Source organism: Nitrobacter sp. TKz-YC02, from assembly GCF_049852135.1.
Lineage (GTDB): Bacteria > Pseudomonadota > Alphaproteobacteria > Rhizobiales > Xanthobacteraceae > Nitrobacter > Nitrobacter vulgaris.
In genome coordinates this window covers 141,285-156,528 of sequence record NZ_CP180728.1, presented here as the reverse complement: position 1 = coordinate 156,528, position 15,244 = coordinate 141,285, and the positions used below count along the sequence as shown (strand labels likewise).

The window sequence follows — 15,244 nt, the reverse complement described above, 5'->3', positions numbered from 1 at the left end:
CAAACCGTCCGCCCGACCCGTTGACCCCCGGTCCGCTTCATGGCCTAGTCGAGCGGCTGCAAATCACGAAAAACATTGCAATTCCATGACCTCAGAACGTTACAACGCCCGTGACGCCGAACCGCGCTGGCAAGCCGAGTGGGACAGGCAGGCGATCTTCGCCACCAAGAACGATGACCCGCGTGAAAAATACTATGTGCTGGAGATGTTCCCGTACCCATCCGGGCGCATCCACATCGGCCATGTCCGCAACTACACCCTCGGCGATGTGATCGCGCGCTACATGCGCGCCAAGGGCTACAACGTACTGCATCCGATGGGCTGGGACGCCTTCGGCCTGCCGGCCGAGAACGCCGCGATCGAGCGCAAGATCGCGCCGAGGGCGTGGACCTACGACAACATCAAAGCCATGAAGAAGCAGCTCCGCTCGATCGGGCTGTCGCTCGACTGGGCCAGGGAGTTCGCGACCTGCGATCCCTCCTATTACAAACACCAGCAGAAGATGTTTCTGGACTTCCTGCGCGCCGGTCTCGCCGAGCGCGAGAAGCGCAAGATCAACTGGGATCCTGTCGACATGACCGTGCTCGCCAACGAGCAGGTGATCGACGGACGCGGCTGGCGCTCCGGCGCCGTGGTCGAGCAGCGCGAGATGAACCAGTGGGTCTTCAAGATCACGAAGTATTCGCAGGACCTGTTAGAGGCGCTCGGAACGCTGGATCGCTGGCCCGACAAGGTGCGGCTGATGCAGCGCAACTGGATCGGCCGCAGCGAGGGCCTTTTGATTCGTTTCGCGCTCGACGCGGCGACGACGCCGAACGGTGAGCGTGAGCTGAAAATCTTCACCACGCGGCCGGACACCCTGTTCGGCGCGAAATTCATGGCGATCGCGCCGGATCATCCGCTCGCGCAAGCGGCGGCGAAAGACAATCCCGCGCTCGCCGACTTTATCGCCGAGTGCAAGCGGCGCGGTACCGCGCAGGCCGAGATCGACACCGCGGAGAAGATGGGTTTCGACACCGGCATCAAGGCCGTGCATCCGTTCGATGCGAACTGGAAGCTGCCGATCTACGTCGCCAACTTCATCCTGATGGAATACGGCACCGGCGCCATCTTCGGCTGTCCGGCCCACGATCAGCGCGACCTCGACTTCGTCAACAAGTATGGGCTTGGCAATACGCCGGTGGTCTGTCCCGAAGGACAGGATCCGAAAACGTTCGTCATCACAGACACCGCTTATGACGGCGATGGCCGCGTAATCAATTCGCGCTTCCTCGATGGCATGACCACTGATGCGGCAAAGGAAGAAGTCGCGAAGCGCCTGGAAGGCGAGACGCGCGGCAACGCTCCGGTCGCCAAGCGCAAGGTGAACTTCCGTCTGCGCGACTGGGGCATCTCGCGCCAGCGCTACTGGGGTTGTCCGATCCCGGTGATCCATTGCCCGGCCTGCGACGTCGTTCCGGTGCCGGACGAGAATTTGCCGGTGACGCTGCCGGAGGATGTCACCTTCGACAAGCCCGGCAACGCGCTCGATCATCATCCGACCTGGAAGCACGTCGATTGTCCGCGATGCGGGGCGCAGGCCACCCGCGAAACCGACACCATGGATACCTTCGTCGATTCGTCGTGGTACTTCGCGCGCTTCACCGATCCGTGGAACGACAACGCACCGACCACGCGCGCAGTCGTCGACCGGATGCTGCCGGTGGACCAGTATATCGGCGGCGTCGAGCACGCGATCCTGCATCTGCTCTATTCGCGCTTCTTCACCCGCGCGATGAAGGCCACCGGCCATGTCAGCATGGACGAACCGTTCAAGGGCATGTTCACGCAGGGCATGGTGGTGCACGAGACTTACCGCAAGCCTGACGGCGGCTGGGCCTCGCCCGAGGAGGTGCGGATCGAGGTCGACGGCAACAACCGCCGCGCCACGTTGATCGCCACCGGCGAGCCGGTCGAGATCGGCGCGGTCGAGAAGATGTCGAAGTCGAAACGCAACACCGTCGATCCCGACGACATCATCGGCAGCTATGGCGCCGATACCGCACGCTGGTTCATGCTATCGGATTCGCCGCCGGATCGCGACGTGATCTGGAGCGAGGAAGGCGTACAGGGCGCGGCGCGCTTCATGCAGCGGCTGTGGCGGCTGGTCAATGAATCGGCCGAGGCCGGCAAGGCCGCGCCGCAAGAGAGACCAGCGGCATTCGGCACCGATGCTTTGGCGCTACGGAAGGCGGCCCATGGCGCGCTCGACAAGGTCTCCACGGGAATAGAGCGGCTGCACTTCAACGTCTGCCTCGCCAATATCCGCGAGTTCGCCAACGAACTGGCCGACGCCCTTGCTCGCTCCCGCAGCAACAAGTCCGCCCCGGCACCAGATCTCGCCTGGAGCCTGCGCGAAGCAGCCATCATTCTGGTGCAGGTGTTCAGCCCGATGATGCCGCACCTCGCCGAGGAATGCTGGCAGGCGCTCGGCCAGGCTGGCTTGGTCTCGGAAGCCAGTTGGCCACAAATCGAGCCCGATTTGCTGGTTGAAGACGCCCTCACGCTGCCGGTGCAGGTGAACGGCAAAAAGCGGGGCGAAGTGACCGTGGCCAGCGGCGCGGGAAATCCGGAAATTGAGGCTGCCGTTTTGGCGCTCGATGCGGTAAAGCAGGCCTTGGGCGGCAAGCAGGCTCGAAAGATCATTATCGTTCCGCAGAGGATCGTGAATGTGGTGGGGTAGTTTGTCGGGTCGCCGGGCTGGAAAATGGGCCAATCCGCGCATCGCAGCCCGGTTAAGCATCATTGCCGTGCTGGCCGCGCTGACAGCTGGCTGCTTCCGTCCGATGTATGCCGAACAGGCCGACGGCAGCCCGGCGCTTCGCGACAGGCTGATGGGCGTTGAACTCCTGCCGATCGATAAACCCAATGGGTCTCCGGATGCGCGGATCGGTGTCACCCTTCGTAACGCGCTTGCATTCAAGCTTTACGGCAGCGCCACCGGAGCGCCCCCGACACACCAGCTTCAGATCCGCTTCACCACGAACCGCTCGTCGCTGATGCTCGACCCAAACACCGCGCTGCCCTCCAACGAGCAATACGGTATCAATGCGAGCTACCAGCTGATCGAGGTTGCCACCGGCAAGACCGTCCTGAACGCGACCACCTTCTCCCGCACCTCCTATGACATTCCCGGCCAGCTCCAGCGTTTCGCCCGCGCGCGTGCCTATCGCGATGCGGAAGACCGCGCCGCGCAGCAAATCGCCGAGAATATCAATACCCGGCTGGCGGCGTTCTTTTACGCCGGCACGTGATCGCCGGCGAATGGTCGCGCTGCGCGGAAAGGACATCGACAGCTTTCTCGCCCGGCCCGATTTGGCCCGCCCGATCGTCCTGCTCTACGGTCCCGACGCCGGTCTGGTGCGTGAGCGCGCTGACGCGTTGATAGCGTCGGCCGTCGAAGATCCCAACGATCCGTTTTCGTTGGTTCGGCTCGACGGCGACGATCTCGCCACTGAGCCGTCGCGTCTCGTCGATGAGGCGATGACGGTACCGCTGTTCGGCGGCCGCCGCGCGATCCGGATCAAGGCGGGGTCACGCAGCTTTGCCAGCGGCGTCGATGTGCTGGCGAACGCCACGATCCAGGATTGCCGGATCGTGATCGAAGCCGGCGAGCTGAGGCCGGAATCACCGCTGCGCAAGACTTGCGAGCGCGCGAAGAACGCGGTGGCAATTGCCTGCTATCCCGACACCGAACGCGATCTGGCGCGGTTGATTGACGAGGAGTTGCGCCTCTCGAGCCTGAAGATCGCGCCCGATGCCCGCGCGGCGCTGATGTCCCTGCTCGGCGGTGATCGTCAGGCTTCGCGCAATGAGCTGCGCAAGATTGCGCTCTATGCTCATGGGCAACGCGAGATCACGCTCATCGACGTCATGGCCGTGGTCTCTGACGCATCCGACTTCAAACTCGATCCCGTCATCGACGCCGCATTCGCCGGACAGCCGACGGTGGTCGAAACCGAATTCGCCAAGGCCATGGTCGCTGGCACCTATCCGGGCCTCGTCATTTTGGCCGCGCAGCGTCAGGTCGCCGCCCTGCACAAGGCGGCGCTTTTAATGGAGGGCGGCGCGTCCGCCTCATCGGCCGCCGATAGCGGATTTCCGCGATTGCATTTTTCGCGCAAGACGACCGTGGAAACGGCGTTGAGCAATTTCAGCGCCGCGCGGCTGATACAGGTGATGGATCAGCTTGCCGGCGCCGCATTGGAAACCCGCAAGCAAGCGGCGCTGGCCTCCGCGATCGCGCAACGCGCTCTGATGTCGATCGCGGTGAATGCACGGCGGAGAGGGTGACGCAAAGCACAACGACCTCTCTCCTTCGCCTCGCATATGCGGGACGATGTGAAAGCAATTCGTCTCACCCCTTCGAATCCAGCCTTTTCAAAATCTCGTCAAGCTGTTCGAGGTCGCGATAGCGTATCTGCACGACGCCGCCGGGATTTTTGTGATCGACCGTCACTGCAAGGCCGAGCGCGTCGCTAACGCGCTTTTCCAGCGCCAACGTATCGGAGTCCTTCTGCGCTTTGTCAGCGCGGGCCTTCTGCGGCTTGCGCTCGGCAACGCCCTCCTCATGCGCAAGCGCCTCAGTCTGCCGCACATTGAGACCTTCCGTGACGATGCGCCTCGCCGCCGCGGAAGGATCGGGCACGCCGATCAGCGCGCGCGCATGGCCTGCCGATAACTCGCCGGAGGTGATCAGCGCCTGCACATCGTCCGGCAGTTTTGTCAGCCGCATCATGTTTGCGACATGGCTGCGGCTCTTGCCGACGATCTTCGCAATGTCATCCTGAGTGTGTTTGAATTCATTGGCGAGCGCGTGATAGCCCTGCGCTTCTTCCATCGCATTGAGATCTTCGCGCTGCACGTTCTCGACGATCGCGATTTCGAGCGCGACATGATCGCTGACCTCGACCGGAACGATCGGAACCTCGTGCAACCCTGCGGACTGCGCCGCGCGCCAGCGGCGCTCGCCGGCGATGATCTCAAAGCGATCCTGCGTCCCCTTCACGGCCCGCACCACGATTGGCTGGATGACGCCGTGCTGTTTGATGGAGTCGGACAACTCGCCGAGTTCGACATCGGAAAACGCGCGACGTGGATTGCGCGGATTCGGTTTCAAAAACTCGATCGGCACCTTGCGCTGCACGCGCGGACGCTCGGCATGGGCGGCCTCGCCACCGACGTCGCCGATCAGACTTGCAAGACCGCGTCCCAGTCGAGAACGCGCTTCGTCGGCCATCGCCAACTCCCTTGGATTCACGCGCTGCACTCCAGACTTGAAGGAAACATAAGGTCACTCTTCTCTCCCCTTGTGGAGGAGAGCAGGTTGCACATCATGGCAGCACTCATCGAGTTACTCACGCGCCCCACGAATGACGTCCAATCCTCAATGCGCCGTACGCAACTCGCGCTCGCGCTGAATCACCTCGGTCGCAAGTTTCAGATAGGCTTCGCTGCCGCTGCATTTGAGATCATAGACCAGCACCGGCTTGCCGTAGGACGGCGCTTCCGAAATGCGCACGTTGCGTGGGATCATGGTGTCGTAGACTTTTGAGCCCATGAACTGGCGCACGTCGGCGACCACCTGGTTCGACAGGTTGTTGCGCGAGTCGAACATGGTGAGGACGATGCCGTGGATCGACAGATTCGGATTGAGCGTTGAACGCACCTGCTCGACAGTCTGCAACAGCTGCGACAGACCTTCGAGGGCGAAGAACTCGCATTGCAGCGGGACAAGGATCGCATCCGACGCCGCCATCGCGTTCACAGTGAGAAGATTGAGCGATGGCGGACAGTCGATCAGCACATAGGTGTAATCGGCAGCATCGGCGGCATTGCCGTAGAGCGCGGTGATCGCGTCCCGCAGACGGAAGGCACGGTCCTTTGTAGTTCCGAGCTCAAGTTCCAGACCGGAGAGGTCCATGGTCGAGGCGGCGATGTGCAGGCGCGGCACCGCGGTCGGCACGACGGCGTCACGCAGCGGTGCTTCGCCGATCAACACATCATAAGTGGAAACGTTGCGATCGCGCCGGTCGATGCCGAGACCCGTGGAGGCGTTGCCTTGCGGATCGAGATCGACGATCAGGACGCGCTCCCCGATCGCGGCCAGTGCAGTGCCAAGATTGATCGCGGTCGTGGTTTTGCCGACACCACCCTTCTGATTGGCGAGCGAAATGATGCGGGGATGGCGGACGTGAGATTCGCCTCCGTCTTCGTGTCGGTAGACTTCATCAATTACCGTCATGCACCACGCCATGCCTGTTTTGCCTGAGGACGATCACGCCGCTCGATATGATCGAGTTCCACGATCCAGCCTTGTCCGCCGGTGCAACTTGAATGAATCCGAGGCTTAATATTCCAATATTTAGTAGCTTCCGTCAATTCAGCTTCTACATCTTGGCCCTTGAGAAACAGCGCGGTGGCGCCCTTTGTTACGAAGGGTTCTGCGAAGCCGAGCAGCACTTGTAGAGGCGCCAGCGCACGCGCGGTCACGCAATCGATCCGATCCTCCAATCTGTCCACATAATCCCCGATATCCATCAGATGAATAATGCCCGGTGACGCGGTGACCCGAACGGCCTCGCGCAGAAATGCCGCTTTTTTAGCGTTACGCTCGATTAGATCGACGCGCGCGCCCTCAACGCCCGCAAGCGCGCAGGCAAGCACGACACCGGGAAAGCCGCCGCCGCTGCCGAAATCAGCCCAGCGTTTTGCATTCGGAGCCAGCGTTAGAAGCTGAAGGGAATCCGCGATGTGGCGGGTCCAGAGCTGCGGCAGCGTGGACGACGCTACGAGATTGGTTTTTGTCTGCCATTGGACCAGCAGATCGACATAGGCGTCTAGCCGCGCCTCGATTTGACGTGAAACGGGGGTAAGCGCCAACGCGGCCATCTTGTCGGTAGCCGAGGTTGGGGAGCGCTCTCGTTCGGGCGTGGGCATCGGGGGCCAACATAGACCCGCCTCTGATTCCTTACCAGACGCGGTTTGGATTAGTCGGCCATTGGCCGACAGCACTCGGCGAATCGCGAGATGCCGCCGATCATCGTCCGCTGGCCTGGTCCGGATCCAGCTAGAAATTGTTTCACGTGAAACATTTCAGTCGACTGAACTAGATCATCGCGCAGAAGCAGTCGCCTTCCTCCGCGTTTCCCGACGCAGATAGGCGGCGAGAATCCCCAGCGCGGCCGGCGTCAGTCCGTCGAGACGGCCCGCCTGCCCCACGGTGCGCGGCTGGGCCTTTTCCAGCCGGTTTCGGGCTTCATTGGAGAGGCCCGGCACCGCACTGTAGTCGATGCCGGTGAGAACCAGACTCTCGTCGCGACGGAACGCCTCGACATCGGCAGTCTGGCGCTTCAGATAGACGTTGTATTTGGCATCGATCTCAAGATGCGCAGCTATTCCCGGATCGACGGCCGACAGCTCCGGCCAGATCGCGGCCACCTCATGCCAGCCGATCTCCGGATAAGACAACAATTCGAACGCAGACCGCCGATGGCCGTCGCGATTCAGCGAGAGTCCGTAGCGGGCTGCCGCGTTCGGCGTCACTGATAGCGACATCGCTAGCGCCTTTGCCGCGCGCAAGGCCGCCATCTTGCCCCGATGATGAGCCGCGCGCCCTGCCCCGACGCATCCGATGGCAATTCCCTTGTCCGTCAACCGCTGGTCCGCATTGTCGGCGCGGAGCGTCAGCCGATACTCGGCCCGGGAGGTGAACATCCGATAGGGCTCGGTGATTCCGCGCGTCACAAGGTCATCGATCATCACACCGAGATAGCCATCGGCACGGTCGAACACGACCAAATCGCCGCCGCCCGCGGCCAATGCTGCATTCAGCCCCGCAACGAGACCCTGTGCCGCCGCCTCTTCGTAACCGGTCGTGCCGTTGATCTGGCCGGCCAAAAACAGCCCGGGCATTCGCCTGGTCTGCAAGGTCGGTTCAAGTTCGCGAGGATCGACATGGTCATATTCGATGGCATAGCCCGGACGGGTCATCCTGACCTTCTCCAGGCCGGGAATGGTCGCGAGTATCGCGAGCTGCACGTTTTCCGGCAGCGAGGTCGAAATCCCGTTGGGATAAATCGTGCTGTCGTCGAGGCCTTCCGGCTCGAGAAAGATCTGATGTCCGTCACGATCGCCGAAGCGAACCACCTTATCCTCGATCGAAGGACAATAGCGCGGACCTGAGCTGGTGATCTGGCCGGAATAGATTGGCGAGCGATGCACGTTGGCGCGGATCACCTCGTGCGTCGCCGGCATGGTGCGAGTGATGCCGCACTGGATTTGGGGCGTTGTGATCCGCTCGGTCATGACCGAGAACGGCTCCGGCGGATCATCCCCCGGCTGCATCTCGACCGCGGCCCAGTCGATGGTGGCGCCATCGAGCCGTGGCGGGGTTCCGGTCTTTAGCCGGCCAAGGGCGAAGCCGATCCGCACGAACGACCTGGACAGGCCGAGTGCAGGTGCTTCATCGACCCGCCCTGCCGGCCAGCTCTTTTCCCCGAGATGGATCAAACCGCGCAGAAAGGTGCCGGTGGTGACGACGACCGCGGCTGACGTGAAGTGTCGGCCATCGATCAGTCGAATGCCGGCGATCCTGCCACCGGAAACAATCAGGTCGTCCGCCTCGCCTTCGATCACCTCAAGATTAGAGGTTTCGCGAATCGCCGCCTGCATGGCCACGGCGTAAAGCTTGCGATCCTGCTGGGCTCGCGGGCCGCGGACGGCTGGGCCCTTGCGACGATTGAGCATTCGGAACTGGATGCCGGCAGCATCGGCCATGCGCCCCATCAGACCGTCGAGGGCATCGACCTCGCGGACCAGATGGCCCTTGCCGAGTCCGCCGATCGCTGGATTGCAGGACATCGCGCCCACGGTGCTAAACCGATGGGTGACCAGCGCGGTTCGCGCGCCGGTTCGCGCGGACGCGGACGCGGCCTCGCAGCCGGCGTGGCCACCCCCGATCACAATCACGTCGAATGCTGATGCCATAAGTTCTCGGCTTCTCGCCAATACCCGATGCGACTTCTATCTCAGGCTAGCAGAATCCGAAAGTTCGTCCTTCGAACACAAGGGCAGGTGTTTCACGTGAAACACCTGCATCATCAAACCTCCCGGGCACATTTGCCTTACACCGAAAAAATGAACAATGTTGCACTATTTTCCGACACAGAATTCTAAAAAAAGTGAATCTAGAATATCATCTATGTCGACACGGCCGAGCAGCCGCCCGATAAAATGAACAGCAATTCGCAACTCCTCGGCGACAAGTTCGTCGCCCCGACCAGCCAGCGCCTCAGCCTTTACAAGCGATGCTGCAGCATCCCGCAGTATGTTGCGATGCCGCAATCGCGTGATTGCGCCCGTCTCACCCCGTCCAAGCCAGACGCCCGCGAAAGTCGAGAGCGCCGCCACCAATTCATCGACGCCATCACCCCGCGCCGCCGAAATCCGAAATTGCCGCGTCGGCGCGCATTGCTCCATTTTCGTTTCGACCTGCCCCAGGTTCGCCCCATCATGCTCCGGGCTTGAAAGGTCTATCTTGTTTCGTATCAGCCAGAGTGAAACGTCTCCGTTGACAATTGATTCATCCGGCTCGGCGCTGTGATCGGCCGAAAGCCACAGCACCAGATCGGCCGACGCTGCCCGATCGCGGGCTCGCCGTACGCCTTCCTGCTCGATGGGATTGTCAGTCTCGCGAATGCCGGCCGTGTCGATAAGCGTCACTGGATAGCCATCGAGATCGAGATAAACTTCGATGATGTCACGCGTCGTTCCCGCGTGCGGCGACACGATCGCCGCTTCGCGACGGGCAAGACGATTGAGCAGCGTCGACTTACCGGCATTTGGAGGGCCAACGATCGCGACAGTCAGACCGTCACGCAGGCGTTCACTCTGTGCCGATGTCGCAAGGGTTTGTTCGATCTCGCGACGGAGTTGCGCGATCTTCTCCAGCGCCGGTTTCAGCAGGTCTTCCGGTACATCGCCCTCATCGACGAAATCGATTCCGGCTTCGATCAGGGCCGAGGCATCGATCAGCTCCTTGCGCCAACCTCGCGCGCGATCGCCGAGCAGACCCTGCAACTGACGCAAGGCCTGACGGCGCTGCCGGTCGGTGTCGGCATGAATCAGATCATCGAGACCTTCGGCTTCAGTGAGATCAATCTTGCCATTCTCGAAGGCGCGCCGGGTAAACTCTCCCGGTTCCGCAGTTCTCGTATTGTCGATCGACGACAACGCCGCAAATAAGGCGTTCAGCACAGCTCGGCCACCGTGAATGTGAAACTCCGCAACGTCTTCACCGGTTGCGCTCGCAGGCGAGGGGAACCACAAGATAATAGCATCATCAATGGCTTCCCCGGCCCGGTCGCGCAGCAATACGCGCTTCGCCGTACGTGCAACGGGAATTGCGCCTGCGAGGTCTCGAAGTGCGGTGCCAGCTTCAGGGCCGGACACACGCACAACAGCGATCGCCGACGGCGGCCGACCCGACGACAGCGCAAAGATCGTTTGTTCTCGCGGATGCATGACTTATGTCTTGGACTACTTCGATGATCTGAACTTCAAAGCTATCGCAACGAACCCCGCCGTACGTTTTCCGTTATCGCAGATTCGCAGAAGGACACTCCGATATGAATCACGTCGCTACGGGGTCAGACCGCCCTGCGAACCGTCTGGCCAAGGAAACCAGTCCCTACCTGCTGCAGCACAAGCACAATCCCGTCGACTGGTGGCCATGGGGACCCGAGGCGCTCACTGAGGCGCAGCGGACCAACCGTCCGATCCTACTGTCTATCGGTTACGCAGCCTGTCACTGGTGCCATGTCATGGCGCACGAAAGCTTCGAAGACGACGAAGTCGCCGCAGTGATGAACGAACTGTTCGTCTGCATCAAGGTCGATCGCGAGGAGCGCCCTGATATCGATCAGATCTACATGAGCGCGCTGCACCATCTCGGAGAGCAGGGCGGCTGGCCGCTGACGATGTTCCTGTCGCCCGATGGATCGCCGTTTTGGGGCGGCACCTATTTTCCGAAGCTACCGGACTTCGGCCGCCCGGCATTCACCGACGTTCTGCAATCAGTGGCGCAGGTCTTTCGCGATCAGCCTGATAAAATCGCGCGCAACCGCGACGCGCTGATCGCACGGCTTTCCGAACGCGCCAAGTCGAAAAACCCGGCCAATCTCGGCGTTGCCGAACTCAATAACGCGGCCGTCGCCATCACGCGTTCAACCGACCCGGTGAACGGCGGCCTGCAGGGCGCACCAAAATTCCCGCAGTGTTCGGTGCTGGAATTTCTCTGGCGCGCCGGTGCGCGCACCCACGACGCCCGCTTCTTCTCGGCCACAACGCTGACCCTGACCCAAATGAGCCAAGGCGGTATCTACGATCACCTTGGCGGCGGCTATGCACGCTATTCGGTCGACAACAGATGGCTGGTGCCGCACTTCGAGAAGATGCTTTACGACAACGCACAGATCCTTGATCTGCTCGCGCTCGACTATGCACGTAGCAATAATCCGTTGTATCGCGACCGCGCGATCGAGACGATCGATTGGCTGCGCCGGGAAATGCTGACGGCCGAGGGCGGCTTTGCTTCGTCGCTGGATGCCGACTCCGAAGGCGAGGAGGGCAAGTTCTACGTTTGGTCTCTGAAAGAGGTCAATGAGGTGCTCGGCCATGCCGACGCCGCCGATTTTGCCGCACGCTATGACATCACCGCAAACGGCAATTTCGAAGGTCACAATATTCCCAACCGCCTCAGAAGCATCGATGTGGCCAGCGACGACATCGCTCACATGCGGGCGCTGCGCGAAAAGCTACTGGCGCACCGGGAAAGCCGGGTTCGTCCTGGACTCGATGATAAAGTTCTCGCCGACTGGAACGGCTTGATGATCGCCGCTCTCGTTCACGCCGCTTGCACCTTCGACAAGCCTGACTGGTTGCAAATCGCGCGAACGGGATTCGAGTTTATTCGAACCAACATGACCCGCGACGAACGGCTCGGTCATTCCTGGCGCGAAGGCAGACTTTTAATTCCGGCGCTCGCGTCCGACTATGCCGCGATGGGACGCGCCGCGCTCGCTCTGTTCGAAGCGACCGGCGACAACGCATATCTTGCGCAGGCGTTACGCTGGCAATCCACGCTGGACACGCACTACGCCGATGTCGACCATGGCGGCTATTATCTGACGGCCGACGACGCCGAAGGGCTGATCGTGCGGCCGCATTCGACTGCCGATGACGCCATCCCCAACCACGACGGACTGATCGCGCAAAACCTGGTACGGCTCGCCGCGCTGACCGGCGCCACAAAATGGCGCGACTGCATCGACAACCTCTTCGCTGCCTTGCAGCCGAGCGCGACCGAGAACGGCTTTGGCCAGCTGTCGCTCATGAATGCGCTTGATCTTCGCCTCAGCGGCGCGGAGATCGTCGTGGTCGGCGAGGGCGCACAAGCCGACGCGTTGCTCAGCGCCGCACGAAAACTGCCGCACGCGACAAGCATCGTACTGCACGCGCCGCATGCCGATGCGCTGCCGCAGGATCATTCAGCGCGAGCAAAGATTACGGCGGTGACGCAAAGCGCCGCTTTCATCTGCCGCGGTCAGTCCTGCTCGCTGCCGTTGATCCATCCCGAGGCCCTTAGCCGGACTTTATAACGTTTTCGAGCGAAGTGGTGACCGGCTCGCGTGAAGAAAACGCGTCAAAACGATAATCTAGAGGTTCGCTTCTGATTCAATCAGAAACGATAATGCTCTAGGAAACTCGAAAGCAGGATGAGAATCCAAACACTCTCGCTTGCGCGAGAGCCGCGCACCCAAGCTCGAATGATCAAGTATTCATCGACTCAAAGAACTCACCGTTGTTCTTGGTGTTGCGCAGCTTGTCGAGCAGGAACTCGATCGCATCCATGGTACCCATCGGGTTGAGGATGCGCCGCAGCACATACATCTTCTTGAGCAGTTGCGGATCGGTGATCAGCTCTTCCTTGCGCGTCCCGGAGCGGGCGATGTCGATCGCCGGGAAGGTTCGCTTGTCGGCGACCTTGCGGTCGAGGATTAACTCCGAATTGCCGGTACCCTTGAACTCTTCGAAGATCACTTCGTCCATACGGCTTCCGGTATCGACCAGCGCGGTGGCGATGATGGTCAGTGAGCCGCCTTCCTCGATGTTGCGCGCCGCGCCGAAGAACCGCTTTGGCCGCTGCAAGGCGTTAGCATCGACGCCGCCTGTCAACACCTTGCCGGAGGAGGGCACCACGGTGTTGTAGGCGCGGCCCAGACGCGTGATCGAATCGAGCAGGATAACGACGTCGCGACCGTGTTCGACCAGACGCTTGGCCTTTTCGATCACCATCTCGGCAACCTGGACATGGCGCACCGCCGGTTCGTCGAAAGTGGAAGACACGACTTCGCCTTTCACCGAGCGTTGCATGTCGGTGACTTCCTCGGGACGTTCATCGATCAGAAGAACGATCAGATAGCATTCGGGATGATTGGCGGTGATGGAGTGCGCGATGTTCTGCATCAGCACGGTCTTGCCGGTGCGCGGCGGCGCCACGATCAAGGCGCGCTGACCCTTACCAATCGGAGCGACGATATCGATGACCCGCGCCGACAAATCCTTACGAGTGGGATCTTCCAGCTCGAGCCGGAACCGCTGATCGGGAAACAAAGGCGTCAGGTTGTCAAAGTTGACCTTGTGCTTGGACTTCTCAGGATCCTCGAAATTGAGCGTGTTGACTTTCAACAACGCAAAGTAGCGCTCGCCCTCCTTGGGGCTGCGAATGTGTCCTTCAATGGTATCTCCGGTTCGCAGGCCGAAGCGGCGAATCTGCGATGGCGAAACATAGATATCGTCCGGACCAGGCAGATAGTTAGCGTCCGGCGAGCGCAGGAAGCCGAAGCCGTCCGAGAGCACCTCAACGACACCCTCGCCGATGATATCGGTTTCCTGGATGGCAAGCTGCTTCAGAATCGCGAACATCAGCTCCTGCTTACGCATGGTGCTGGCATTTTCGACCCCAAGCTCTTCCGCAAACGAGACGAGTTCAGCTGGAGTCTTGGCTTTGAGGTCTTGAAGTTTCATTTCCCGCATTGGGAGAAGTCCTGTGGAATGCTTGAGGAGGATTGCCAGGCGGTTTCGTGAAGATGCGGACGACGACCGAAAGAAAAGTCCGCAGTCCTGCCCGTACCGGGAAAAACCTCGAGCGAGGAAGGACACCGAAAGGCTTCAAACCTGACGTGGCGACCGGTTCGATTTAGAAACCGGGACGCGACCACATCCGCCTGCGTAGGGTGGGATGCGCACAATATAGAAAATTGATTGCCTTCGCGCAAGGAGGTGCTGACAGACTCTTGCCGGCCGTTTTCGGGCCTAAGATGGCTTGACGATGACCAGAATAACGATGCCTATCATGAGGGCTGTTACAACCTCATTGATAATACGATAGAATCTCTGACTCATCACATTGCGGTCGGCCGCGAAATCGCGTACGCGGCGGGCGAAATAGCCATGAACGGCGGACATCAGGATGACGAGCGCCAATTTACCCTGAAACCAGCCGACCGAATACCACTGACGCTCCCACATCATATAAAGACCGAGTCCCCAAGCCACCATCATTGCCGGATTGATGATGGCTTTGAAGAGCCTGCGCTCCATGATCTTGAACGTCTCGGATTGCTTCGAGCCGATCTCCGCATCGCAATGATAGATAAACAGTCGCGGCAGATAAAGCATTCCCGCCATCCAGGAAATGATCGCAATGACATGAAAGGCTTTAATCCACTCGTACATCGATCGTCTCGTTCAGGTCTCGGTCTTACGATCCGCCGCGCGTCCAGTACCTGCCAGAATCGGAGTGATATCCGCAAGCGACTCTTTCTAAAGAAAGTCTTAAGATTCTTCAGTTTGAGTTTAAGTGACGGTGAATTGGGCGAACGCAATGTCGTCCCCGTCTTTTCCGTAACTTGCCCACATAGGCACGAGATTCCAAGGTATTCACGATCAATCAAAAGATCATCGTGGAGCCAGATACTTACCCCGCATTCGCACGTGATTATCAAGAGACAAGTCCACACAGCCCTACTATCTTCCGAGACGGCGGTCAGAGTTTTGCCTTCAGGAGACCTGTGAAGAAAAATCAAGGTTATCCCGTAGCTGTCGCAGAACAAGCGAAATTGTGGCTAGGTCTCCACAACGA

The 15,244-nt window shown here is 60.5% G+C and carries 11 protein-coding genes; 4 read left to right on the top strand and 7 right to left on the bottom strand.

Features of this window, described 5'->3' with window-relative positions; genetic code table 11:
* Window positions 1-85: 85 nt before the first annotated feature.
* Genes leuS through holA form a run of 3 tightly spaced genes read left to right on the top strand, consistent with a single transcriptional unit; the run spans window position 86 to window position 4,332 of the window.
* The gene (gene leuS / locus ACM561_RS00750) at window positions 86-2,722 is read left to right on the top strand and encodes a leucine--tRNA ligase (RefSeq protein WP_425907308.1); all 2,637 of its coding nucleotides are present in this window, start codon (window positions 86-88) and stop codon (window positions 2,720-2,722) included.
* Entirely contained in the window at window positions 2,709-3,293 is a 585-nt protein-coding gene (gene lptE, locus ACM561_RS00745) for an LPS assembly lipoprotein LptE (protein ID WP_425907307.1), read from the top strand. Before leuS ends, lptE begins: the two co-directional genes overlap by 14 nt.
* 10 nt (window positions 3,294-3,303) lie before the next feature.
* Window positions 3,304-4,332: a DNA polymerase III subunit delta gene (gene holA / locus ACM561_RS00740; RefSeq protein ID WP_425907306.1), complete on the top strand. Its 1,029-nt coding sequence runs from the start codon at window positions 3,304-3,306 to the stop codon at window positions 4,330-4,332.
* Window positions 4,333-4,396: 64 nt separating this feature from the next.
* On the opposite strand, the gene ACM561_RS00735 is transcribed toward holA, so the two are convergent.
* The 5 genes from ACM561_RS00735 to mnmE form a co-directional block, all read right to left on the bottom strand.
* Complete coding sequence (locus ACM561_RS00735) at window positions 4,397-5,278, bottom strand: ParB/RepB/Spo0J family partition protein (protein ID WP_425907305.1); 882 nt, start codon at window positions 5,276-5,278, stop codon at window positions 4,397-4,399.
* 147 nt (window positions 5,279-5,425) lie between these two features.
* A complete protein-coding gene (locus ACM561_RS00730) occupies window positions 5,426-6,283 on the bottom strand; it encodes a ParA family protein (RefSeq protein WP_425907304.1) in 858 nt (285 codons plus the stop codon).
* On the bottom strand, window positions 6,280-6,978 hold the full coding sequence (gene rsmG, locus ACM561_RS00725) for a 16S rRNA (guanine(527)-N(7))-methyltransferase RsmG (protein WP_425907303.1): 699 nt from the start codon (window positions 6,976-6,978) through the stop codon (window positions 6,280-6,282). Before rsmG ends, ACM561_RS00730 begins: the two co-directional genes overlap by 4 nt.
* A 174-nt stretch (window positions 6,979-7,152) precedes the next feature.
* The gene (mnmG, locus tag ACM561_RS00720; RefSeq protein WP_425907302.1) at window positions 7,153-9,027 is read right to left on the bottom strand and encodes a tRNA uridine-5-carboxymethylaminomethyl(34) synthesis enzyme MnmG; all 1,875 of its coding nucleotides are present in this window, start codon (window positions 9,025-9,027) and stop codon (window positions 7,153-7,155) included.
* A gap of 165 nt (window positions 9,028-9,192) precedes the next feature.
* On the bottom strand, window positions 9,193-10,563 hold the full coding sequence (gene mnmE / locus ACM561_RS00715; RefSeq protein WP_425907301.1) for a tRNA uridine-5-carboxymethylaminomethyl(34) synthesis GTPase MnmE: 1,371 nt from the start codon (window positions 10,561-10,563) through the stop codon (window positions 9,193-9,195).
* A 104-nt stretch (window positions 10,564-10,667) separates the two neighbouring features.
* Between mnmE and ACM561_RS00710 the strand changes: the two genes are divergently transcribed.
* Entirely contained in the window at window positions 10,668-12,698 is a 2,031-nt protein-coding gene (locus ACM561_RS00710) for a thioredoxin domain-containing protein (RefSeq protein ID WP_425907300.1), read from the top strand.
* A 172-nt stretch (window positions 12,699-12,870) separates the two neighbouring features.
* Here ACM561_RS00710 and rho read toward each other — a convergent pair whose 3' ends face one another.
* Both rho and hemJ read right to left on the bottom strand, forming a co-directional pair.
* Window positions 12,871-14,136 (bottom strand): transcription termination factor Rho, encoded by a 1,266-nt coding sequence (gene rho, locus ACM561_RS00705; protein WP_009796565.1) that lies wholly within the window; start codon window positions 14,134-14,136, stop codon window positions 12,871-12,873.
* Window positions 14,137-14,415: 279 nt separating this feature from the next.
* A complete protein-coding gene (gene hemJ / locus ACM561_RS00700; protein WP_425907298.1) occupies window positions 14,416-14,838 on the bottom strand; it encodes a protoporphyrinogen oxidase HemJ in 423 nt (140 codons plus the stop codon).
* Window positions 14,839-15,244 lie beyond the last annotated feature (406 nt).